This is a genomic window from Pseudomonas profundi (assembly GCF_008638305.1).
GTDB classification, from domain to species: domain Bacteria; phylum Pseudomonadota; class Gammaproteobacteria; order Pseudomonadales; family Pseudomonadaceae; genus Halopseudomonas; species Halopseudomonas profundi.
Genome location: NZ_VTPZ01000001.1, coordinates 358115 through 378999, shown reverse-complemented (window position 1 = coordinate 378999; position 20885 = coordinate 358115). Strand labels below are relative to the sequence as shown.

The window sequence follows — 20885 nt, the reverse complement described above, 5'->3', positions numbered from 1 at the left end:
CGTCAGCAAATCCCGCACACCATCAGAAAAGAGGGCTGGCCCCTCGCTCACCGGGTAAGTTTATGCATTCTACCGCTCAGGCCGCCGCCGTTGCTGCGCCGGCCAAGAACAACATCTGGATCATTGTTTTTATCTTCTGCTTCCTGGGTCTGCTGATCGATGGCGCAGATCTCATGTTGCTCTCATACAGCCTGACCAGCCTGAAGCAGGAATTCGGTCTGACCAACATGCAGGCAGGCAGCCTCGGCAGCTTTACGCTCGCGGGCATGGCCATTGGCGGTATCTATGGTGGCTGGGCCTGCGACCGCTTTGGCCGGGTCAAGACAGTGGTGTGGACCATCGTGCTGTTTTCCATCGGCACCTGCGCGCTGGGTCTGACCCAGAACTACTGGCAGTTTGCGGTGTTCCGTTTCATATCGTCCCTCGGGCTGGGCGCTCTTTATGTCGCCTGTAATACGCTGATGGCCGAATATGTACCGACCCGGTTCCGCACGACTGTGCTGGGCACGTTGCAGGCCGGCTGGTCAGTGGGCTACATCGTCGCCACCTTGTTGGCCGGATGGCTTTTGCCCACCTACGGCTGGCGCTACCTGTTCTATGTCGCCATCATCCCGGTGACGCTGGCTATAGTGATGCAGCGCCTGGTTCCCGAGCCGCCGGCCTGGGTCAAGGCCAAGGCTGAGCGCGCCAGCAAAGCCGCCGCTGATCTGCGCGATAACATCAAACAGCCGGAAAAACGCGAAAGCGCTTACAAGATGATCTTCGGTGATCCGCGCGCGCGCAGCATGTTCATCTTCTGGTGTCTCACCGCAGGCTTCCTGCAGTTTGGCTACTACGGTGTGAACAACTGGTTGCCGGCCTATCTGGAAACCGAACTGTCAATGAACTTCAAGTCCATGACCGCGTATCTGGTCGGGACCTACACGGCGATGATCCTGGGCAAGATCCTGGCCGGTATCGCTGCTGACCGTTTCGGTCGCCGGGTGGTCTACGCGTTCGGCGCGCTGGGTACGGCGCTGTTCCTGCCGCTGATTGTGCTTTATCACAGTCCGGAACATATTCTCTGGATGCTGGTGGTATTCGGCTTCCTGTACGGCATTCCCTACGGCGTTAACGCGACCTATATGACCGAGAGCTTCGCCGCTCGGTACCGTGGCACTGCCGTCGGTGGCGCCTACAACATCGGTCGTATCGGCGCAGCGATCGCACCGGCAGCCATTGGCTTCCTGGCGACCCAGTATTCGATTGGTCTGGGTTTCCTGGTCATGGGCGCGGCGTATTTCATTTGCGGCGTTATCCCATCACTGTTCATCAAGGACAAGCAGTACGATCCGCAGAGCCAGTGATCGGGCGAGCATCAATGAGCTTGGCGTAGCGCAGGCGCGCTACACCCCCAGGGAAGCGCTGCGTATCGCCTTCCTGGGGTTGGTGAGCGGCTCGGGCCGCGTTCGGACTCGCCGACGGGGTTTGCTTAGCGCATCGGCCAGTTCGGGTTTGCAAGTGCGGATGCGGTGTGGCTGTGGGATTGGCGTAGCGCAGGCGCGCTACACCCCCAGGGAGGCGTTGCGTATAGCCTTCCTGGGGTTGGTTGTCCTGGGGTTGGTGTGCGGCTCGGGCTGCGTTCGGACTCGCCGACGGGGTTTGCTTAGCGCATCGGCCAGTTTGGATTTGCAAGTGCGGATGCGGTGTGGCTGTGGGATTGGCGTAGCGCAGGCGCGCTACACCCCCAGGAGGGCGTTGCGTAGCGCTCGTTTTCTTGGGGTTGGTTTCTCTGAGTGTGCGGCTCGGGCCGTTCGGACGCACCGAGGGGGTTTGCTTGGCGCGGTACTGTGCTGCGTTGGACCGAGTTGTGACAAATCCTGATAAAACCGGAGCCAGGCTTCGGTTTTTTATGTGCGCTACAGACTGCTCGAAGCCCAGCCGTTAGAATCGCTGCACCGCGAGAGCTGCCCTGGGGGTGTAGTGCGCCTGCGCTACGCCAGATTTTCGCAGCGTTCCAAGCCTTATCGGTGAGCCCACACGGGTCGCCGAGCGTTATCCATCACTCAAATAAACTGAGCTATGAACCTATTCAAATGGCTGTCCCTGGTTGCGGTAATTTTGGTTGTGGCGGGTTGTACCACCGCGCCTGCTCCGTCAGGCAGCCAGGGGGACTGGGTTGGATACAAACAATCCGGCCAGGCCTCGTTCTACGGGGACAAATTTCAGGGCCGCAAGACTGCCAATGGCGAGCGGTATAAGCACGGCCTGAGCACGGCTGCGCACCGCAAGCTGCCTTTTGGGTCGAAGGTCAAGGTCACCAACACCGTTAACGGCAAGAGCGTTATCGTCAGGATCAATGACCGCGGTCCCTTCGTCAGGGGCCGCGTTATCGATCTTTCGAAATCCGCGTTCGCCAGCATTGGCAACCCGTCGGCGGGCCTGTTGAAGGTAAGGATTGAAGTGCTGCGCTGACAGCGGCATGCGTAGCACGCACGTCGCTTCGGTGCCGTGCCACGCTCACCGCAATCGATACCCCGCTCCAGCGTCAGACCGGTCAGGCGCTCAGCTTGCTGGCTATCTTCGCTACCAGCTCACCCTGATAACCCGCGATCGACAGTTCCGCAGCGGTCGGCTGGCGCGAGCCGTCACCACCGGCCAGCGTTGCTGCGCCGTAGGGCCCGCCACCGCGAACTTCCGATATATCGAACAGCTCCGGTGCACCGTAACCAAGCGGCACGATGATCATCCCGTGATGGGCGAGGGTGGTCCAGGTGCTGGTGAGCGTCATCTCTTCGCCGCCACCCGTGCCGGTGGAGGTGAAAACACTGGCGACCTTGCCGTGCAGCGCGCCGCTGACCCAGTGGCCGCCGGTCTGGTCCAGAAAGGTACGCATCTGTCCGCTCATGTTGCCGAAGCGGGTGGGGGTGCCGAAGATAATCGCATCATAATCGGCCAGCTCCGCGATGGTCGCCTCCGGCGCGGCCTGATTGACCTTGCCGCCGGCATTCTTGAATGCATCCTCGGGCATGGTTTCCGGCACGCGCTTGATGCTGACCTCCGTGCCGCTGACCTTGCGCGCACCTTCGGCCACCGCGTTTGCCATGGTTTCAACGTGCCCGTACATCGAGTAGTACAACACCAGTACCTTTGCCATTGGGATCTTCCTCCTGCTAGTGGCTTGAAACGTGTTCAGCCAGTGTAGAAGGCAGCCCGGCAGCGCGCCGGGCTGGATGCGATTATTTTATGGCGGGTAGCGCTAGTGCGGATTTGGCTGCACGCGGGCCTTGGCGTCAAGGACGCTCGGCGGCTCGTGTCGCTGGCTTGGCCAGGCCCGGGAACAGGCGCCAGTAGTTCACCGGCGAGAGGCGCTCAATCCATGACAGGATACGCGCGTCGTTGCCGACCAGAACCCGCGCCTTGTTGCGCTCGATACCGCGTACGATGATCTCCGCGGCACGTTCAGGGGGCATACGCAGCAGCTTCTGTGTCTGCTTCAGGTTTTTCGCGGCGGTCTCCCTTGGGATATCAGACGCCAGCCGTGCGCTGGTCGCGATGGCGGTTGCCACGCCGCCTGGGTGCACCACGGTTACCCCAACGTTGCTGCCCTGCAATTCCAGCCGCAGCGCGTTGGAGAAACCGCGTACGGCGAATTTGCTGGCGCAGTAGGCGGTCTGTCCAGCGGGTGTGACCAGGCCGAACAGGCTGGAAACGTTGACGATGCGCGCTTCGGCTCGTTGTTGCAGATGCGGAAGGAAGGCCCGGGTAAGGCGCACTACCGCTTCGAAGTTGATAGCCATCAGCCAGTCGAAGTCTTCCTCGGATACCTGCTGAAAATGCCCACCCAGGGCCACGCCGGCATTGTTGATCAGAATATTGACCTGGCCGTGCTCGGCCAGCACGGCCTGGGGCAGGGCGGCGATATGGTCCCGGTTGGCGACGTCAAGGCAATGCTCGCTGACGCGTACGCCCTGGGCGCGCGCCAGACGGGCGGTTTCAGCAAGACCTTCAGGATTGATATCGACCAGTGCCACATGACAACGCCGGCTCGCCAGTGATTGCGCAACTGCCCGGCCAATTCCGCTGCCAGCGCCGGTGAGTACCGCGACCGAATCATTGATTTGCATAGGTTTCGTCCCTGTTATTGAAACTGCATGACGCCGTCGTTGATACGGCCATATTGAATAGTGAGCTTGTCCTGGGTGTAGTTCTGATAGACCTGCCAGGGTCTGCGGTCGCCTTGCCTGGGCAGCAAACCGGCCGCGCGCTGCACATAGCCTGAAGTGAAATCCAGGAACGGAGCCTCCAGCACCTGCGGATCGCGCCGCGGTACAGCGATGCGGTAGCCCTTGCGGTCCATGTAGCGCAGCAGGCGGCAGGCGTAGTTGGCGGTGAGCTCGGCTTTCAGCGTCCAGGATGAATTGGTATAGCCGAAGGTGAGTATGAAGTTGGGTATGTCGCTGAGCATCATGCCCTTGTAGGCCATGCTCTGGCCGGCTTCGACGGTTTTCCCGTCGACCGTAACGGTCATGTCACCCAGCGCGTTCAGCTTGAGGCCGGTGGCGGTGACAATAATGTCCGCCTGGATTTCCTCGCCGGAGGCCAGGCGGATGCCGGTCGCGGTGAACTGGTCGATGGTGTCGGTGACGACGGATGCGCGGCCTTCACGAATATCATGGAACAGATCGCCGTCGGGTACAGCGCACACGCGCTGATCCCAGGGATTGTAGCTCGGCGTGAAATGCCTGATGTCGATCGACGGACCGAGTTCATCCCGGGCCATCTCCAGGATCCGCTGCTTGAACATCTCCGGTTTGTTGCGCGCGATGCGGTAGAAAAAGCTGCCGACCAGTACGTTCTTCCAGCGGGTCAGGGCATGCGCGGCGGGCATTGGCAGCCATTTTTGCAGGCCCTGCGCAATATTATCCTGCAACGGGCGGGACACCACGTAGCTGGGCGAGCGCTGGAGCATGGTCACATGCGCGGCGGTTTTGGCCATGGCGGGTACCAGCGTGACGGCGGTAGCGCCACTGCCGATCACTACGACGCGCTTGTCTGCGTAATCCAGATCCTGCGGCCAGAATTGCGGGTGAATGATCTTGCCCCTGAACGCGGATTCGTTGGCAAAAACCGGCCGATAGGCTTCATCGTAGCTGTAGTAACCCGCGCACAGGGATAACAGGCGAGTGCGCAGAATCTGCTCCTCTGTCTGCCCGTCGGCCTGGGTCACTTGTGCGGTAACGGTCCAGCAGGCGTCTTCGCTGGACCAGGCTGCGTCCGTGACCTTGTGCCCAAAACGAATATGGCGAGTAATGCCAGACTCTTCGGCGGTTTCCTCGATATAACGCCTGATATCCGGCCCATCGGCAATGGCCTTGCGGTGCAGCCAGGGCTTGAAGCTGTAGCTCAGCGTATACATGTCTGAATCGGAACGGACGCCAGGATAGCGGAACAGATCCCAGGTGCCGCCGATGGCGTGTCGCGCCTCCAGAATGGCGTAGTGCTTGTCCGGACACTGACTGGTCAGTGCACGCGCGGCGCCGATTCCGGACAGGCCGGCACCAATGATCAGGACATCATAGGGCGCGGTCGGTAACTGTAATTTTTGTTGGTTCACATTGTTCTGCCGTCAGTAGCGGTAGTGACAATCTAAATTGTCGCTTATGCTTTGACAATACACATTGTCAGATTAGCTTGGATTGGACGGGATTGATGACGACACAGACTTCTTCGCCACGGCGTTACCGGGGCTCCGCCATCGAGGCCCGCCGGGCTCAACGGCGTCAGCAATTGATCGACGCTGCGTGCGAGGTCTATGGCCGCAATGGTTACCGGCATTCCAGCGTCAAGCAGGTGTGTGACGCGGCTGGACTGACGCAGCGGTATTTCTACGAATCCTTTTCCCACAGCGACGAGTTACTCATCGCCTGTTACGAACAAGCTGCAACGGCGTTACGTGAGGAAATCACTGGCGCAGCAGAACGGGCGAGTGTGGACCGGGCAGAACGGGGCAGAGCGATGCTGCTGGCGTATTTTCAGGCGCTGAAGGCGCGCCCGTTGATTGCCAACCTGCTGCTGGTAGAGATTCGCGGCATCAGCCCGGCGGTGGACAAGGCTATCTTCCGCGCTCTCCAGGCCATGAACCGAGACCTCACGCGCGTAGTGGTACGCCCCGACCATCAGCCTGACGAACTCCTGCATGCCGGCGTGATGGGCGGCGTCATCCATATTGCGCTGCACTGGATGGCGAGCGGTTACAGACAGCCGACCGATGTGGTGGCCAATACCGCATTCAAGCTGAGCGCTGCCATGCATGGCTGAGCGGCCTACTGCAGAATCTCCTCAGCGTCACGGTCTCGCGTTGGCCTGGCCTCCGGCATCTGAGTGCGTTTCAGCGCAGTCACCCTCGCTGTTGCGGTCTGGTCAGCTTCCTCAAAATGCTCGATCAGGGCGGGATCCATTTCGTAGGGATCGAGCAGGTAAATCAGGCGCCCGTCTTCGTCCACTTCGGCAGTCCAGTAACCCAGGATCAGTTGTGGCCCGTCGGGAACAGCCAGTTCATAGGTCTGTCCGCGGTCAAGCAGTTGCTGAACACGTTGCTGCTGTGCCTCGCCCATTTCCGCAACGAGTCTGTCGGCGAGCGCGCTGGCCGATTGCACCCTCACACAGCCAGAGCTGAGCGTGCGTGCCGCCCGGCTGAACAGATGCTGACTCGGCGTGTCATGCAGATAAACCGAAAAGGGATTGGGGAAGCGAAACACCATGCGCCCAAGCGGATTGTCCGGGCCGGGCGCCATCCGCAGCATGATGCCGCGGGGATTGTCCCAGTCGATATCCATCGGATCCAGATGGCGTCCAGAGTAATCCAGTACCTGCAGCGCGTGGGTTTGCAGGTACTCCGGGTCCTTGCGGATCTGTGGCAGCTTGTCTTCGCGCAATATGGTCGGCGGGATGGTCCAGCTCGGGTTCAATGTCAGGCGATTGATGCGTGAGACCAATAGCGGCGTTTGCCTGGACCTGGTGCCGACCTGGACCCGTGAGGCCCATAGCCGCTCATGGCCACGATACAGGCGAATATCGCCGCCGGCGGAGTTCACCAGAACGACATAATCTTCCCTCAGTGCGCTCAGCCAGCGCAGCCGCTCAAGGTTGATACGTACCTGCTGGCGGCGTTCGGAGGCGGTGATATTGAGTGCTGCCAGCGTCTGTCTGCCGACCAGCCCGTCCACTTCCAGCGCATGATCCGCCTGGAATGCCCGCACTGCCTGTTCCAGCGTCTCGTCATAGAGTAGCGGTTGGGCATTGATACGCTGCCAGGGCTGCTCCTTCAGGTATCCGTGAGCGATCAGGCGTTGCGCCAGTTGCGGCAGGCGCGGGTCGTTTTTATCGGGCTCGATGGTCGGCCCGGCGGGCAGAGGCAGGAAGTCGACCGGCTGCGCAGGCAGGTCGGCATAGGCGGCGCGCAATTGCCGATAGAGCGGCATGGCCGGGCGGGCGCGTTTGAACGCCTCTGCAGGCTCGTCAATTGATTCGGCGGCGAGTTCGATCAGACCCGGCGTGAGGCTCGGTGGTTGACCGGGCGCGAACCATACCGGCTCGTGGGAATTCTGTACGAATCGACCGAGACGCAGGTGCTCCAGCGCCAACAGATATTCGCTGCTGATCCGCAGGTCATCACATAGATCCTTCGCAGCGGGGGCGTGCAGCGCATAGGCGTAATCAGCGGGCATCAGGCCGTCCTTCGACAGGTCCGTCAGTTCCTTGCGCAGCGCATCCATTCGTCGGGAATTTTTCCAGATCGGCCGGTAATCGCTGTGCTTGTAGAGTGTGCCGAGTGCGCTATTGATCTCCAGCGTGCGCAGCGCTGCAAGGCCCGTGCAGCCTTCGGCAAAGTGGCGAACAGGGATCTCGATGGCGTTGCGGACAGCGTCGACGGGGGGTGAATCTGCCTGGAGAGGACCGGCCAGGCCAAGCAGGGATGTCAGGCAAAATACTGTACATTTCTTGAACAACAGGTAACCTCCCGGCATCGATTGCAGTGCGAACCGGCGGGCCCGGGCGTCGTTCCTGCAAAACAGCCATGCCACAACGTTAGGCTATTCAGAGGCTGGTTGGTTCATTTGGAAGGCGGTCGATTGTTTCCTGTTGTTGACCGCCTGTTGTGTTTTACCGCCTTGATTGGCCTCGTATTTCGAGGCCTGGGGATCTTTTCGATGCTGAGTTTCTGGCGCCGCACTGGCGCATTGGCCGCGTTATGTATCGGCCTTGGCGCTGGCTACAGCCATGCGGACACACCCGCTATCAACACACCCGGCTTGCTGGTTAACCAGCTCAGCCAGGTCGCTCCACAGCTCAACCGGCAAGTGCTGAAGAAAGCCGTTACCGCCATGGAGTGTGCCATCACTCACGGCGCGGCACCCGCCAGCCGCCTGGCTGTTGTCGACTTTTCATTGCCTTCGTCCGAGCGCCGTTTGTGGATCTTCGATCTCGATACCCGTGAATTGCTGCTGGAAGATCTCGTCGCCCACGGGCAGGGGTCAGGTGACAACTACGCCGAAGCCTTCTCGAATATCGAAGGCAGCCATCAGTCGAGCATCGGGTTGTTCCGCACGCAAGAAAGCTATTTCGGCAAGCATGGTTACTCGTTGCGCATGGATGGGCTTGAATCCGGAATAAATGATCTGGCGCGTCAGCGTGCCATCGTCATCCATCCCGCCGATTATGTGGATCCCGACTGGATTACCCGGCAGGGTCGGATTGGTCGAAGCCAGGGCTGCCCGGCTGTGAGGCCTGAGATTGCCAACATGGTGGTCGATAGCCTGAAGGGTGGGCAATTCATGTTTTCCTATTACCCCGATGAGCATTGGTTGGCGACCTCCGAATACCTCAACTGCCCACCGCGCAAGGATGGTGGCCTGATCGCCAGCGCCGACTGATCCATCAGCCGCGCAGAGAATGGCCGAGCATGTCGATGGTGTAACCGATCAGGCGCTCGGTCTCGGGTAGCTCAACCGAGCGGCGTTCTGCATGGCGAACCTCCATGATGACGCCATGTAACGCGCCGCGGAGAAAATAGGCGGTCTGCAGCGGGTCGTTTACCCGCTCCGGGCTGATACTGCCGTCGGCCAGCCCGGCCGTGAGGGCATCTACCATCAGTTGCATGATGTCTGCGCCGCAATCATGCAGCGCCTGGTTCTCCTCATTGTTCTCAGCCAGATGCACGAAGGTGCTTGACTGGGTGAGCACATCGAAATAATGGGTGTCTTGCTGGCTGAAATCGTAGTAGGCCCGAGCGATACTGGCGATCTGGTCGATGCCCTGTTGCCGGCCTTGCACCGCTGATGCGAAGCGCTCGCGTAGCTGGCGCGCCGAGCGCAACACAATGGCCTGCAACATTGCTGCCTTGTCCTTGAAATAGACGTAAAGCAGCGCTCGGCTGAGTTCAGCGGTGCGGGCGATGTCGTCCATCGAGCAGCGCTCGTATCCCTTGTTGAAAAACACTTCCTCCGCGGCATCCAGAATGCTTTCTCTGCGCTCGTTCTTTTCTTTTTCCCGACGCGAATTCAGGCTCATGGTGGCTCCTAGACGGCTTTTCACACAGGGGTCGCCATGGAGTGTGCTCTGCATATTGACAAAGTGTCAATGAGTGACAGTATGTCAATAAATATCAGTGCTCTGCTCGGAGCCCGACATGAACACCTCATCGCAGGTATTGCCACGCCTGATTCGCATACTATTACCCGGCCTCGCTGTGCTGAGCCTTTCGGGATGCGGTAATGACGGCGGCGTCGCTGCGGCCGAGCAGAGCAGCCCGGTGCCCGTGCGCGTTGCCGAGGTGGTTAAACCGCAAGCGACGGAGCCGCTGCACTTTGCCGGAGCGGTACGCGCTCGCCAGCGCGCCAGTCTCACTTTTCAGGTCGGCGGCGTTCTGAGTGAGCGTACAGCGGAGCTCGGTCAGGCCGTGGAGGCGGGGCAGGTGCTTGCCAGTCTGTACAACCCCGAGCTGGAACCGGCGCGCGACGCTGCTCTTGCGCGCATACGCGAACTTGAAGCCCAGGCCTCACAGGCCCGTCGCGACTTGCAGCGCACCGAACAGCTGTACGAAAAAGGCGTGGTCTCCGCCAACGAGCGGGAACAACAGCGGGCGAGGCTGGAAGCGCTGCGTGCCGGCGTCAGCAATGCCAAAGCTGCCGCCGCCCGCACTGAACGACTACAAGAGGAAAGCCAGCTTCGGGCACCCTTCGCCGGCCAGATTGAGGCCGTGCTGGTGGAGCCCGGTGAGTTCGTTGCACCGGGCCAGCCGACCTTCAGGTTGGCTGCCGCCGGTGGAATGGAAGTTGAAGTGCGCGTACCTGCCTCACTGTTACGTGAAATGCAGGTCGGACAGACGCTGCCTGTTCGCAATGCACTGACCGGCGCGCAACTGGCCGGGCATATTGTTGAAATCGGTCGCAGCGCATCCGGAGCCAGCGCCCTGTATCCCTTGGTCATCAGCCTCGACCACGCTGGCCTGCAAAGCGGAGATGCCGTCGAAGTGGGCCTGCAGCGCCCCGGGGGCGAGGCGCTGGCAGTACCGCTGGCGGCGATCATGCGCTCGGCCGATGGCCTGGCGGTTTTCCGGTTGAATGACGGTCAGGTGCGGCGCGTGGCGGTGGAGGTTGACTCGGTGCGCGGCGAGCTGGCGATGCTCGGCAGTGACACGCTCGCGGCGGGTGATCAGGTGGTTTATGCCGGCTTGACGCGGCTGGCGGATAACGACCGGGTGGAGCTGCTGCCATGAGTGTCGGCATCCTCGCACGGCCGCGACTGATTGGTCTGGTGATAGTCATGCTGTGCCTGCTTGGTGTGGCGTCCTATCTGACCATGGCACGCCAGGAGGATCCGAGCTTTCCTTACCGGGCGGGCCTGATCACCGTTGTCTATCCCGGTTCAATGGCCGAATCGGTCGAGCGTCTGGTGCTCGAGCCGTTGTCCGACGAGCTTTCTCAGGTCGAAGAAATCGATTACTTCACCGCCACCGTGCGCACGGGCGTCGCGCTGGTATCGATCAATCTGGCCGATGCCATCTATGACACCGACTCGGCCTGGGATCGCGTGCGTCAGGCGATGGAACGGGCGCGGCTGGAGTTTCCCGACGGTGTGCAGCAGATGTCGCTCGATGACCGATTGATCGACATCCCGGCTGTGGTCCTGGCGGTACGGGGCGACGATTCGCTTGTGCGCCTGAGTCGCCAGGCGGAGCAGCTCAAGCGTGCGCTGGCGGATGTGCCAGGTTTGTCGCGTATCGAGCTCAATGGCGAGGCTGACGAGCAGATCACCATCGCCCTGCGCGATTCGGAAATGCAGCGATTGGGCATTTCCCATGGTTATCTCGCCGAGCTGTTGGCGGGGCGCAATCAGGTTATACCGGGCGGCTTTGTGGTGTCGGCGGGTAAGCGCCTTGGCGTACTGCCGAACAGTGAATTCACCAGTGTCGACGCGCTGGTTTCAACGCAGATTCCCTTGCCCGATGGTGGCAGCGTTCCGCTCGCTGCGATTGCCGATGTATGGCGCGGTCCGCTCGAACCGGCGCAGCCGCAAGCCTGGTTTGACGGCGAGCAAGCGGTGCTGGTCAGTCTGATTGCCCAGCGCGGCCAGACTGATGCCATCCGCTTTGGCGAGCAGATTCGTCAAAGGCTCGAGGTGCTGCGCCCCGACTTCGCACCATTGCAGATCGACGAAATGTTCTTTCAGCCTGACCAGGTCAAACAGCGTTTGGACGGCCTGGAATGGAATCTGCTGGGCAGCGTGCTGATTATCGTGCTGGTGGTATTTCTCGGCATGGGCTGGCGCATGGGGTTGTTGGTGGCAAGCATGCTGCCGCTGGTCGCGGCGATCAGCCTGGGCATCTATAACCTGGGCGGCGGAATCCTGCACCAGATTGCCGTCATCGGCACGGTCATCTCGCTGGGCATCCTGATCGACAACGCGATAGTCATGGTGGAAAACATCCAGGACCGGTTGAACCGGGGCGAATCGCGCCAGCAATCGATGCTTGATAGCGTGCGCGAATTGGCGGGCCCTCTGGGGGCTTCAACCGCCACAACGCTGGCGGCTTTTACACCGTTGCTGCTATCCAAGGGCGGTACGGCGGACTTCACCCGCGGTATTCCGATCATGATCATGCTCACGCTGACCGTCAGTTATCTGCTGGCGATCAGTGTCGCGCCCATGCTCGCTGGCCGGTTTCTAAAACCCACGGGGGGTCATGGCGGCACCATAATGGAACGGCTAGGCGTTCGTCTTGCTTGGCTAAGTACCCGCTATCCAGTCTGGATCATCGGCCTGGGTGCGGTAATGGTGACCGCCAGTCTGGCGCTGACGCCCTTCATGCAGATGCAATTCTTTCCCAAGGCTGATCGCCCGCAAGTGGTGGTCGAGCTGTATATGCCAGAGGGGACCGACCAGCAGCGCACCGAGACCGTGGCGGCAGAGCTGGAGCGGCAATTGCGGCAGCGCCCGCACGTGCAGAGCGTGCATCGTTTTGTCGGCTCCGCCGGGCCAAGCTTCTACTACAACCTGCTGCGCGCACCTCAGGCCCCCAACCGCGCAAGACTGGTCGTCAATACAACGGATCTGGCTTCGGCCGACGGGGTGATTCGCTGGGTACGTGAACAGGTAGCGAGCCACATGCCTGAACTTGAAGTGGTTGCCAGCACCTTGGGGCAGGGGCCACCGACCGCAGCGCCAGTGGAAATACGGCTTTACCACCATGATGATCAGGTGCGCATTGCCGCCGCCGAGCAGGTGTTCAGCATCATCAAGTCGGCTGCGGGTGCGGTGGACGTGCGGCACGATATCGATCTCGGCGTGCCGGTGCTGGAGGTCAATGTCGATGATGCCCTGGCCCAGCGTTACGGACTGGATCGCAGCGACGTGGCGCAGGCGCTGTTTACCCACAGCCTGGGGCTGACGGCTGAGCAGTACCGCCAGGAGCTTGATCCGCTGCCGATTGTGCTGCGCTCGCACGAAGGAACGCGGCAGTCCGTCGAACGCCTGCTTTCAGCGAGCGTGTTTAATGAAAATGGCGAGACGGTGCCGTTGACGGCAGTGGCGAGCATTGGCGCCAGCTGGCAGCCGGCGGGCATACGCCAGCGCGATGGTGTTCGGCTGTATACCGTGACCGCCGGGCTGGAGCAGGGGTACAGCTTCAATCAGGTGCTGGATGAATTGCATCGTCAGCTGGAATCAACGCCGCTCCCGGCAGGCGTGCGCATGGAGCTAGGTGGTGACAGTGAAGGCTCGGGTGATGCCAACCGGGCACTGGCTACTACCGCGCCGATCGGGCTGCTTTTGCTGCTGTTCTTTTTGCTGCTGCAGTTCAACTCGTTCCGCCGTCTGGGCATCATTTTGCTTACTGTACCGCTGGCTGCCGTGGGCGTGTTTCCGGGGCTGGTGCTATCCAGCTCGCCCTTCGGCTTTCAGTCAACGCTGGGCATCATTGCGCTGGTGGGTATCGTGGTGAACAACGCCATCGTGTTGTTGGATGTAATCGATCAGAGACTCGATACCGGCGTGCCGGTCCGCCAGGCGGTTGCCGATGCAGTGGCGCGTCGCACGCGGCCGATTCTGCTGACCACTGCGACAACCATTGCCGGTCTGCTGCCGCTGGCATTTTCGTCTTCGACGCTATGGCCACCGATGGCCTGGGCGATTATTTCCGGTTTGTTGGCGTCCACGGTGCTGACTTTGCTGGTGGTGCCGGCGGTGTCCTGTTTTGTGCTCAAGCCGGCGGCTGACGCTGACGCTGACGTTGAGCCGGTGAGGTAATCCCGGCGCGGAGCAGGGGCGATGCATCCGTGGTGTGTCCGGCCTATGGGGTGATTTGGTGGTCCGCTGGCCGGGATGGTATCCGGCCCTCCATGGAGAGCTGAATCATGGCGTGTCGGGCTCAATCTCGACTTCAGCGGCGGTCTGGCATCGCGGTAAGAAACGGGGCTTCAATAGTAGCCTCGACTGCCCGCTAACTTTTTCTAGGAAAGCGCTTCTAACTGCTTGACGAACCTACAGGAAAGTTTACAATGCGCGCCTGTTCAGACAGACGGATGGGGAGTCAGACTCTCTTGTCGTACCGGTCTCCGGTGGTCTTGATGACAGATGCGCAGCGGTAGTTCAGTTGGTTAGAATACCGGCCTGTCACGCCGGGGGTCGCGGGTTCGAGTCCCGTCCGCTGCGCCATATTACGAGAAGCCCTTGAGTCGAAAGATTCAGGGGCTTTTTGCTGTCTGGGTGGTGTGGGTGTGTTTGACAGTGCGAGCTGCTGCGGGATTGGCGTAGCGCAGGCGCGCTACACCCCCAGGGTGGTCTGGGCTCGGCGTTCCGCGGATTGGCTCCCTGAGGTTGGCGTGCGGCTCGGGCCGCGTTCGGACGCGCCGACAGGGTTTGGTGTTGCTGCGGAGTTTGGCGTAGCGCGGGCGCGCTACACCCCCAGGACATCGCACCCTGAGATTAGCGTTTCACTGGGTTGGCGCTTCCTGGGGTTGGCGTGCGCCTGCGCGCCGACAGGGTTTGGTGTTGCTGCGGAGTTCGGCGTAGCGCGGGCGCGCTACACCCCCAGGACATCGCACCCTGAGATTAGCGTTTCACTGGGTTGGCGCTTCCTGGGGTTGGCGTGCGCCTGCGCGCCGACAGGGTTTGGTGTTGCTGCGGAGTTCGGCGTAGCGCGGGCGCGCTACACCCCCAGGACATCGCACCCTGAGATTAGCGTTTCACTGGGTTGGCGCTTCCTGGGGTTGGCGTGCGCCTGCGCGCCGACAGGGTTTGGTGTTGCTGCGGGGTTCGGCGTAGCGCAGGCGCGCTACACCCCCAGGAGGTCGCACCTTGAGATTAGCGTTCACTGGGTTGGCGCTTCCTGGGGTTGGCGTGCGGCTCGGGCCGCGTTCGGACGCGCCGACAGGGTTTGGTGTTGCTGAGGGCTTTGGCGTAGCGCGGGCGCGCTACACCCCAGGTGTGCGTCAGTTATCCGTTGGCTTGCCGGTGAACTCGGTGATTGGTTTGTCGGGCTCTTTGCCCATTCGGTCGGCGAAGACTTTCACTGCCTCCAGGATCGGTTCGAGCGACGCCCACAGCTTGTCGTCCTGCAGCATCTTGTAGGTGCCGCTGATACCGGGCGCGTCGCCTTTTTCGCCGGCCTGGGTGTGGCGATTGAGCTCTTCGAGCGCGTCCTTCATACCGAACACCACCTTGTAGAACTGCTCAGGCGGAATGCGCGACAGCGCCATGCCGAGGATGGAGAGGTTCTGTATCGCATTCAAGGTGCCGTCTTTGCTGAGACCACCGACCAACACATGCGCCAGATCGGTCTTGGAGCACACCAGATCGTTGGCGAAGCGCAACACGCCGTGTTCATGCATGCTTTGCAGCAGGCGGTCCAGTTCCTGGTGCGCGTCAGGCCCGATCGGCGTGGGCTTGACGTTGTAGTTGAGACGTTCGGCCATCAGAGTTTCTCCGGGTTGGATTGTTCAGCAGGCGGGACGATGTATTCAGGCTGGGCCCATTTGATTTCCACCGGTACGCCGTCGTTGGGCGTACGCTTGCCGTAACGGAAGTTGTTCGGCGGCAACGGAGGCTCGCCGGCAGGCTGGGGCATAACTTCAAGCTTGACCGCTGTTTCCTTGTAAGCCGGTGTGTTGACGTCTGGATCGTGGTGCTCACCGGTCAGCAGGTTGAGGCCCGGCTTGCCCTGGTGGATCGACATGAACAGCACGTTGCCATGCACGCGGTCCGTCACGACCGCCCGCAGTTCCAGCGAGCCGCGCCGGGAACTGACCCGCACCCAGCTGCCGTCCTGGATATCGTGCTGCTTCGCCAGCTCCGGACTGACCTCCACGAACCAGTTAGGCAGTTGATCATCGATCCCCGGTGAACGGCCGGTCTGGTTGGTGCCCTGGAAATGCTCGAGCATACGGCCGTTATCCAGCATCAGATCGTATTGCTCGTCGGCTTGCTCGTCCGGCTCCTTCCATTCCAGCGGATAGAGCACCGCCTTGCCGTCGTCGGTGTGGAAGCCGTCGGTGTACAGCAACGGCGTATCGGTACCATCTTCATTGACCGGCCAGCACTGGGATTTCCAGCCCTCGAGGCGCTCGTAACTGACGCCTTTGAATATGTCGGCGATACCTGCCACCTCGTCCATGATTTGCGAGGGGTGGTCGTAGCCCCAGTCATGGCCCATGCGTTTTGCCAGCTCGGTCAGGATTTTCCAGTCGGGCCTGCTATCACCGAGTGGCGGCATGACTTCGTAGAAGCGCTGGATACGTCGTTCGGTATTCACGAAAGTGCCGTCCTTTTCGACGCTGGGGCAGGCGGGCAGGACGACATCGGCAAACTCGGCGGTGCGGCTGAGGAACATGTCCTGCACTACCATGAAATCCAGGCTTTCAAAGGCGCTGTGCACGTTCTGGCTGTGGGCGTCCGAGAAGGCCGTCTCTTCGCCGATGATGTACATGGCGCGAATCTTGTTCTCTTCGGCTTCCTTGACCATGAGGAAGTTATCCGAACCGATATCAGGTGATAACTGCTCTGGGGGGACGCCCCAGGCCTTTGCCCATTTCTCGCGGACCTGGTCATTGGTGACCTTTTCATAACCTGGGTACATGTTTTTCAGGCACCCGAAATCACTCGCGCCCTGCACGTTGTTATGCCCGCGCATCGGATAGCCGCCCGTGCCGGGCCGGCCGTAGTTGCCGGTGACGACCAGCAGGTTGGACAGGGCTGTACTGGTATCGGCGCCGTGACTGTGTTGAGTGATACCCATGGCCCACAACAGACATACCGATTTGGCCTGGCCAATCATCTCGGCTGCGGCAATCAATTCTTCCTCGGGGATATCTGTCATCTGCGCGGCGTATTGCATGGTGAAGGGCTCTAGCGAGCGGCGGTATTCCTCGACCTGATTGACCTGGTTATCCAGGAAATCCTGATCGGCGTAGCCGTGCTCGAACATGTAGCGTGACATGGCCGACGCCCAGATCATGTCGGTACTTAACTTCGGCCGTAGAAAGATGTCAGCGCGCTCGGCCATCTCGTGTTTTCGCGGATCGACCACGATCAGCTTCTGTCCGCGTAGCTTCTTCGCTGCCTTCACCTTGGAGGCAATCACCGGATGGTTCTCTGCCAGATTGCTGCCGACCAGTACGACCAGATCCGCCTTCTCGATATCTTCTATAGACCCGGCGTCCCCACCGTAACCCACGGTACGGAACAGGCCTTTGGTTGCCGGGTTCTGGCAATAGCGTGAGGAGTTGTCGACGTTATTGGTGCCAATGATCAGCCGCGCGATCTTCTGCGTGAGGTATGCCTCCTCGTTACTGGCTTTACTCGAGCCGATAAAGCCAATGGCCTCGGGTCCGTAGCGATCACGGTCTTTCATCAATCGGCTGGCGACCAGATCCAGCGCCTCGTCCCAGCTGGCTTCGCGGAACTGGCCGTTCTCGCGGATCAGGGGTGTGGTCAGGCGCTTGTCGCTATTGACGAAATCCCAGGCAAACTTGCCTTTGACGCAGGTGGAAATGCCGTTCGCCGGTGCATCGACCACTGGCTGCACCTTGAGAATATGCCGGTCACGGGTCCACATCTCGAATGAGCAACCCACGCCGCAATAGGTGCAGACGGTTTTGGTGCGCTTGATTTCAGGTTGCCGCCAATACATGTCCATATTGGACACAGCGGTAATGGGCGGCGCGCCTATGGTGTTTTCCAGCTTCTTGACGATGTCGATCAGCGGCCGTTTGAGTGTTTGCGGCAAGGCAGTGAAAGGGCCGGCGTCGGGCTGCATGGATTTTTCCAGTAGTGCATTGCACGGGCAGACCGTGACGCAATGCCCGCAGCTGACGCAGCTGGAATGATCGATGGACTGGCCGCCGTCCCAGAGCACGCGCGGGTTCTCCATGTTGTAATCGATGCTCAGCGTCTCGTTGACCTCGACGTTCTGGCAGGCCTCGACGCAACGCCCACAGAGAATGCACTGGTCCGGATCGTAGGTATAGAAGGGGTTGGATTCATCCTTCTCGTAGGGTTTGCGCGTGAACTCGTAGCGCTGGACCGGCATTTTCATGTCAGCGAAGGTGTTGTGCAGCGTGCAGTCGCCGGTGTTGTGTTCACACAGCGTGCAATACAGCTCATGCTTGCCGAGCAGTCGATCCATTCCTTCATGCCGCGCGGCATCGGCCCGCTCGGTCTCGCTGTTGATAATCAGGCCGTCTTTCGACGCCACCGCGCAGCCTCGCTGCAGCTCGCCGTCTATCTCGACCCAGCACACGTCGCAGGTCTGCAGTGCACCCAGCGAGCGGTGGTAACAGACGTGGGGAAGATCGACACCATGACCGGCGAGGAAATCGACTAGTGGTTGGTCGGCCTTGCCGGTCAGTGGCTTGCCGTCGAAGAAAATGGTGCAGTCTGCAACCTTGTTCATCAGGACACCTTTGTTATGGAGGCCTGGATTCGCTCGGCAACTGCGCTTCCTGGATCGCGCTGAACTGCGCGCAGCGGGCAGAACGGCGATTGCCCTCGGTCTGTGCGTCCTTGTCATGCAGATGACCAACCACAGCCAGGCGAGCGAGCCCTTGGCCTGCTATGTCATATCGACGCGCTGGTAGCGCTTAAATTTCGGACTGGCGTCGTCTGGAATCGTTCAGGGGAAGGGACCAATGCGCGATGGGGTACACTCACCAACTTCGCTTTGATTGCAGGAGCTTCAGTGCAGCGACAGTGTCTGTCCAGTGGGTGCATGTTCCTGCTCATGCTGGGGTGGAGCCTGCTGCCCGGCCCAATGCAGGGCTGGATCATGCTGCCGCTCTGGATTGTCTGTACGGTGCTGGTCTTTACCGGCAGCTTCGAGGCCGCGCGGTTGCGTCGACGGGTCTGGCTGAATCAATACCTGCGCGTCGCATCGCCCTGGCATCGATTGTTGCGCGGTGGCGCGTTCATGGCTGCCTGGCATTTGCTGGTCGGCGCGCTGCTGAGCCTGTTCATGCTGATCAAGCTGCAAAACCTGAATGCTGCGCTGTGGGCCGTTCTGGCGCTGGGCCTGCCGTTGCTTGCCTGGCTATCGCGGGGGTTGAACAGGCGTATGCGTGAACATGTTGTGTCGCAGGCTTTACCGGCGCTGGTTCGGCGCTTCAGCGTGCCGCTGGCGGTAGGCGTGTTGACTGCAATCTATCTTGTCGTGACGCTGAACCTGGGCCAGCCGGACTTGCGCGGCTTGAGTTGGGGGTCGGCCATGGCGCAACACATGCAGCCGTCCACCAGCGATCTGACAGTCCTGCGGGTTCTGGAACGGTCATACATAATGCTGGATCTGACGCTGCAATGGGCGTTGCAGAATGGTCTCGGCGGAGCGGAGCGCAATGGCTGGCTGGCCCTCGCCGGCTGGTCCCTGTTGTTCTTGACCGGTAGCGCCTTCATCTGGGCATACGTGCGCCTGCTGGTGGGTGTGGATGCGTTAGTTGATCAGCGGCGGGAGCCATCATGAAAGCAGACACCATCATGAAGAACAGGCGTCTTCGGCGCTTCGCTCTGCTGGGTATGGCCGCAGCCGCTGTCTGTGTAGTGCTGCTGGTGTTGAGCGTCGGTTACCGGCTGCTTGGCCAGAAGTTGGCTGACAACCAGGTATTCGCCGTGTTGGTGGATGACCAGACGTTGATGCTCGACGGTAAGACCCTCGACGCGTTCAATGTCGATCTCCAGCGTCTGGGCATGCAGCATCAACAGGCTCTGGAGCAACAGATGAATGCCTGGGTCGGTCAGTGGCTGGATGACACCTTTGCTTTGGCCCTCGGCGCCGTGCCCGGCTATATGGACTGGTATTACTCCATGCCCGGCTCCTATACCCGGCTGTACTACGCCGTCAGTGGCGATCTTGACTCTGCGTTGCGCGAACGGCTGGAAAATCAGTTGCTGGTCCAGAGTGGTTTCGAGCAGCGGCTGGCTGAGTTCGATCGCGCTCTGACCGAACAGCTACACGGTCTCATCGGGAAGCAGAGCAGGGCGCTTCGGGAGGGCCTGGTCCAGCGCTACGCCGACCGGCAGGTCAGGGTGGCCGAACCCAGGATCGATCGCGAACGGGTAATCGATGTAAACAGCGCGCTGGATCGAGCCTTTGGCGCTGGTGCCGGGGATATCCAGCGCTGGAAGATCAGCAGCCAGGCCTCGGTTGTTGCCGGTGTGGGCTCATTTGCACTGCTGGCGCGGCATGCGATTCTACCGAGGCTGATGCGCCTCGGCAGTGTTCAGGCGGCGCGGCAGGTGATAGCGGGCTTTGCTGCGCGTTTGGCGCCGCGCATGGCGGGTGCGATTACCATTGGCGGTAGCGCTGCGGCGGTCGCTGCGCCCTCTGGCCCCGGTGCGCTGGTGGCGGGCGGCATTGCCTTTGCCACCGCCGCCGGCACTATTGTGATTACCGATTTTGCCCTGTTGAAGGCGGAGGAAGCGGTTCTGCGTGACGAGCAGGAGCGCCAGTTGCGCGATGAACTGGTGGTGTTCAGGGAGTCCACCCGCGCTCAGCTTCAGGAGCAACTGCACGCTGCGTTTGGGCTGGCAATGCAATCATACCGGGAGGGCGTGGGCGCGCTGGATGATCCAACCCGCTCGAAACGACCGTTTCATATCCTCGATCAGTGGCGCTTCTGGGGCGCCCATCTGGACGAGCGCTAAAAAGCAGAACCCTTCCCGATCGTGATCGGGTCGCTAGGGTTTGCAACCTCGCCTGAACTTTTCGTAAGCGCCTTCATCTCACTGTAATGCAAGGATATTAAGTTGGAATCCGAAGCATATAAAAATAGAGATAAACGAGATAAAGAGGCGAATATATGAACGACTACTACGAAGAGCTGATCGAGCAGCACGCCCAGGAATGGGACCAGGAAGTA

General features: G+C 60.7%; 15 protein-coding genes and 1 tRNA gene. 9 read left to right on the top strand and 7 right to left on the bottom strand.

Going from position 1 to position 20885, the window contains the following annotated elements:
- The first annotated feature begins 62 nt into the window (after positions 1-62).
- On the top strand, positions 63-1346 hold the full coding sequence (locus FZE95_RS01735; RefSeq protein WP_150299081.1) for an MFS transporter: 1284 nt from the start codon (positions 63-65) through the stop codon (positions 1344-1346).
- A gap of 715 nt (positions 1347-2061) precedes the next feature.
- Positions 2062-2454 carry a septal ring lytic transglycosylase RlpA family protein gene (locus FZE95_RS19680; RefSeq protein WP_150299080.1) on the top strand — a complete coding sequence of 131 codons (393 nt, stop codon included), beginning with the start codon at positions 2062-2064 and terminating at the stop codon, positions 2452-2454.
- Between the two features lie 82 nt (positions 2455-2536).
- Here FZE95_RS19680 and wrbA read toward each other — a convergent pair whose 3' ends face one another.
- From wrbA to FZE95_RS01715, 3 genes are all read right to left on the bottom strand, one after another.
- Complete coding sequence (wrbA, locus tag FZE95_RS01725; protein ID WP_150299079.1) at positions 2537-3136, bottom strand: NAD(P)H:quinone oxidoreductase; 600 nt, start codon at positions 3134-3136, stop codon at positions 2537-2539.
- Between the two features lie 136 nt (positions 3137-3272).
- Positions 3273-4106 carry an SDR family NAD(P)-dependent oxidoreductase gene (locus FZE95_RS01720; protein ID WP_150299078.1) on the bottom strand — a complete coding sequence of 278 codons (834 nt, stop codon included), beginning with the start codon at positions 4104-4106 and terminating at the stop codon, positions 3273-3275.
- A 14-nt stretch (positions 4107-4120) separates the two neighbouring features.
- Positions 4121-5596 carry a flavin-containing monooxygenase gene (locus FZE95_RS01715; protein ID WP_150299077.1) on the bottom strand — a complete coding sequence of 492 codons (1476 nt, stop codon included), beginning with the start codon at positions 5594-5596 and terminating at the stop codon, positions 4121-4123.
- Positions 5597-5691: 95 nt separating this feature from the next.
- On the opposite strand from FZE95_RS01715, the gene FZE95_RS01710 reads away from it, so the two are divergent.
- A complete protein-coding gene (locus FZE95_RS01710) occupies positions 5692-6300 on the top strand; it encodes a TetR/AcrR family transcriptional regulator (protein WP_150299076.1) in 609 nt (202 codons plus the stop codon).
- A 5-nt stretch (positions 6301-6305) separates the two neighbouring features.
- On the opposite strand, the gene FZE95_RS01705 is transcribed toward FZE95_RS01710, so the two are convergent.
- Entirely contained in the window at positions 6306-7991 is a 1686-nt protein-coding gene (locus FZE95_RS01705) for a L,D-transpeptidase family protein (RefSeq protein WP_190324454.1), read from the bottom strand.
- A 201-nt stretch (positions 7992-8192) separates the two neighbouring features.
- Between FZE95_RS01705 and FZE95_RS01700 the strand changes: the two genes are divergently transcribed.
- Complete coding sequence (locus FZE95_RS01700; protein WP_150299074.1) at positions 8193-8915, top strand: murein L,D-transpeptidase catalytic domain family protein; 723 nt, start codon at positions 8193-8195, stop codon at positions 8913-8915.
- Positions 8916-8919: 4 nt separating this feature from the next.
- Here FZE95_RS01700 and FZE95_RS01695 read toward each other — a convergent pair whose 3' ends face one another.
- Positions 8920-9552, bottom strand: a complete 633-nt coding sequence (locus tag FZE95_RS01695; protein WP_150299073.1) for a TetR/AcrR family transcriptional regulator — start codon at positions 9550-9552, stop codon at positions 8920-8922.
- A 118-nt stretch (positions 9553-9670) separates the two neighbouring features.
- Between FZE95_RS01695 and FZE95_RS01690 the strand changes: the two genes are divergently transcribed.
- The 3 genes from FZE95_RS01690 (at position 9671) to FZE95_RS01680 (ending at position 14196) form a co-directional block, all read left to right on the top strand.
- Positions 9671-10759, top strand: coding sequence for an efflux RND transporter periplasmic adaptor subunit (locus FZE95_RS01690; RefSeq protein ID WP_150299072.1), 1089 nt, complete (start codon positions 9671-9673; stop codon positions 10757-10759).
- Entirely contained in the window at positions 10756-13788 is a 3033-nt protein-coding gene (locus tag FZE95_RS01685; RefSeq protein WP_150299071.1) for an efflux RND transporter permease subunit, read from the top strand. The genes FZE95_RS01690 and FZE95_RS01685 overlap by 4 nt, the downstream gene beginning before the upstream one ends.
- A gap of 331 nt (positions 13789-14119) precedes the next feature.
- Positions 14120-14196 (top strand) — tRNA-Asp (locus tag FZE95_RS01680).
- A 776-nt stretch (positions 14197-14972) separates the two neighbouring features.
- Here the strand turns inward: FZE95_RS01680 and FZE95_RS01675 are convergent.
- Together FZE95_RS01675 and fdhF are read right to left on the bottom strand one after the other, a co-directional pair.
- Complete coding sequence (locus FZE95_RS01675) at positions 14973-15455, bottom strand: DUF1641 domain-containing protein (protein WP_150299070.1); 483 nt, start codon at positions 15453-15455, stop codon at positions 14973-14975.
- Complete coding sequence (fdhF, locus tag FZE95_RS01670) at positions 15455-18430, bottom strand: formate dehydrogenase subunit alpha (RefSeq protein WP_150299069.1); 2976 nt, start codon at positions 18428-18430, stop codon at positions 15455-15457. Before fdhF ends, FZE95_RS01675 begins: the two co-directional genes overlap by 1 nt.
- Positions 18431-18715: 285 nt before the next feature.
- Between fdhF and FZE95_RS01665 the strand changes: the two genes are divergently transcribed.
- Both FZE95_RS01665 and FZE95_RS01660 read left to right on the top strand, forming a co-directional pair.
- Positions 18716-19489, top strand: a complete 774-nt coding sequence (locus tag FZE95_RS01665) for a hypothetical protein (RefSeq protein WP_150299068.1) — start codon at positions 18716-18718, stop codon at positions 19487-19489.
- The gene (locus tag FZE95_RS01660) at positions 19486-20670 is read left to right on the top strand and encodes a hypothetical protein (RefSeq protein ID WP_150299067.1); all 1185 of its coding nucleotides are present in this window, start codon (positions 19486-19488) and stop codon (positions 20668-20670) included. Before FZE95_RS01665 ends, FZE95_RS01660 begins: the two co-directional genes overlap by 4 nt.
- The last annotated feature ends 215 nt before the right edge of the window (positions 20671-20885 follow it).

Bases quoted from the DNA above. Each gene is read 5' to 3' on its own strand.
- FZE95_RS01735 (WP_150299081.1), top strand. From the start codon at position 63: ATGCATTCTACCGCTCAGGCCGCCGCCGTTGCTGCGCCGGCCAAGAAC.
- FZE95_RS19680 (WP_150299080.1), top strand. From the start codon at position 2,062: ATGAACCTATTCAAATGGCTGTCCCTGGTTGCGGTAATTTTGGTTGTG.
- wrbA (WP_150299079.1), bottom strand. From the start codon at position 3,136: ATGGCAAAGGTACTGGTGTTGTACTACTCGATGTACGGGCACGTTGAA.
- FZE95_RS01720 (WP_150299078.1), bottom strand. From the start codon at position 4,106: ATGCAAATCAATGATTCGGTCGCGGTACTCACCGGCGCTGGCAGCGGA.
- FZE95_RS01710 (WP_150299076.1), top strand. From the start codon at position 5,692: ATGACGACACAGACTTCTTCGCCACGGCGTTACCGGGGCTCCGCCATC.
- FZE95_RS01700 (WP_150299074.1), top strand. From the start codon at position 8,193: ATGCTGAGTTTCTGGCGCCGCACTGGCGCATTGGCCGCGTTATGTATC.
- FZE95_RS01695 (WP_150299073.1), bottom strand. From the start codon at position 9,552: ATGAGCCTGAATTCGCGTCGGGAAAAAGAAAAGAACGAGCGCAGAGAA.
- FZE95_RS01690 (WP_150299072.1), top strand. From the start codon at position 9,671: ATGAACACCTCATCGCAGGTATTGCCACGCCTGATTCGCATACTATTA.
- FZE95_RS01685 (WP_150299071.1), top strand. From the start codon at position 10,756: ATGAGTGTCGGCATCCTCGCACGGCCGCGACTGATTGGTCTGGTGATA.
- FZE95_RS01675 (WP_150299070.1), bottom strand. From the start codon at position 15,455: ATGGCCGAACGTCTCAACTACAACGTCAAGCCCACGCCGATCGGGCCT.
- fdhF (WP_150299069.1), bottom strand. From the start codon at position 18,430: ATGAACAAGGTTGCAGACTGCACCATTTTCTTCGACGGCAAGCCACTG.
- FZE95_RS01660 (WP_150299067.1), top strand. From the start codon at position 19,486: ATGAAAGCAGACACCATCATGAAGAACAGGCGTCTTCGGCGCTTCGCT.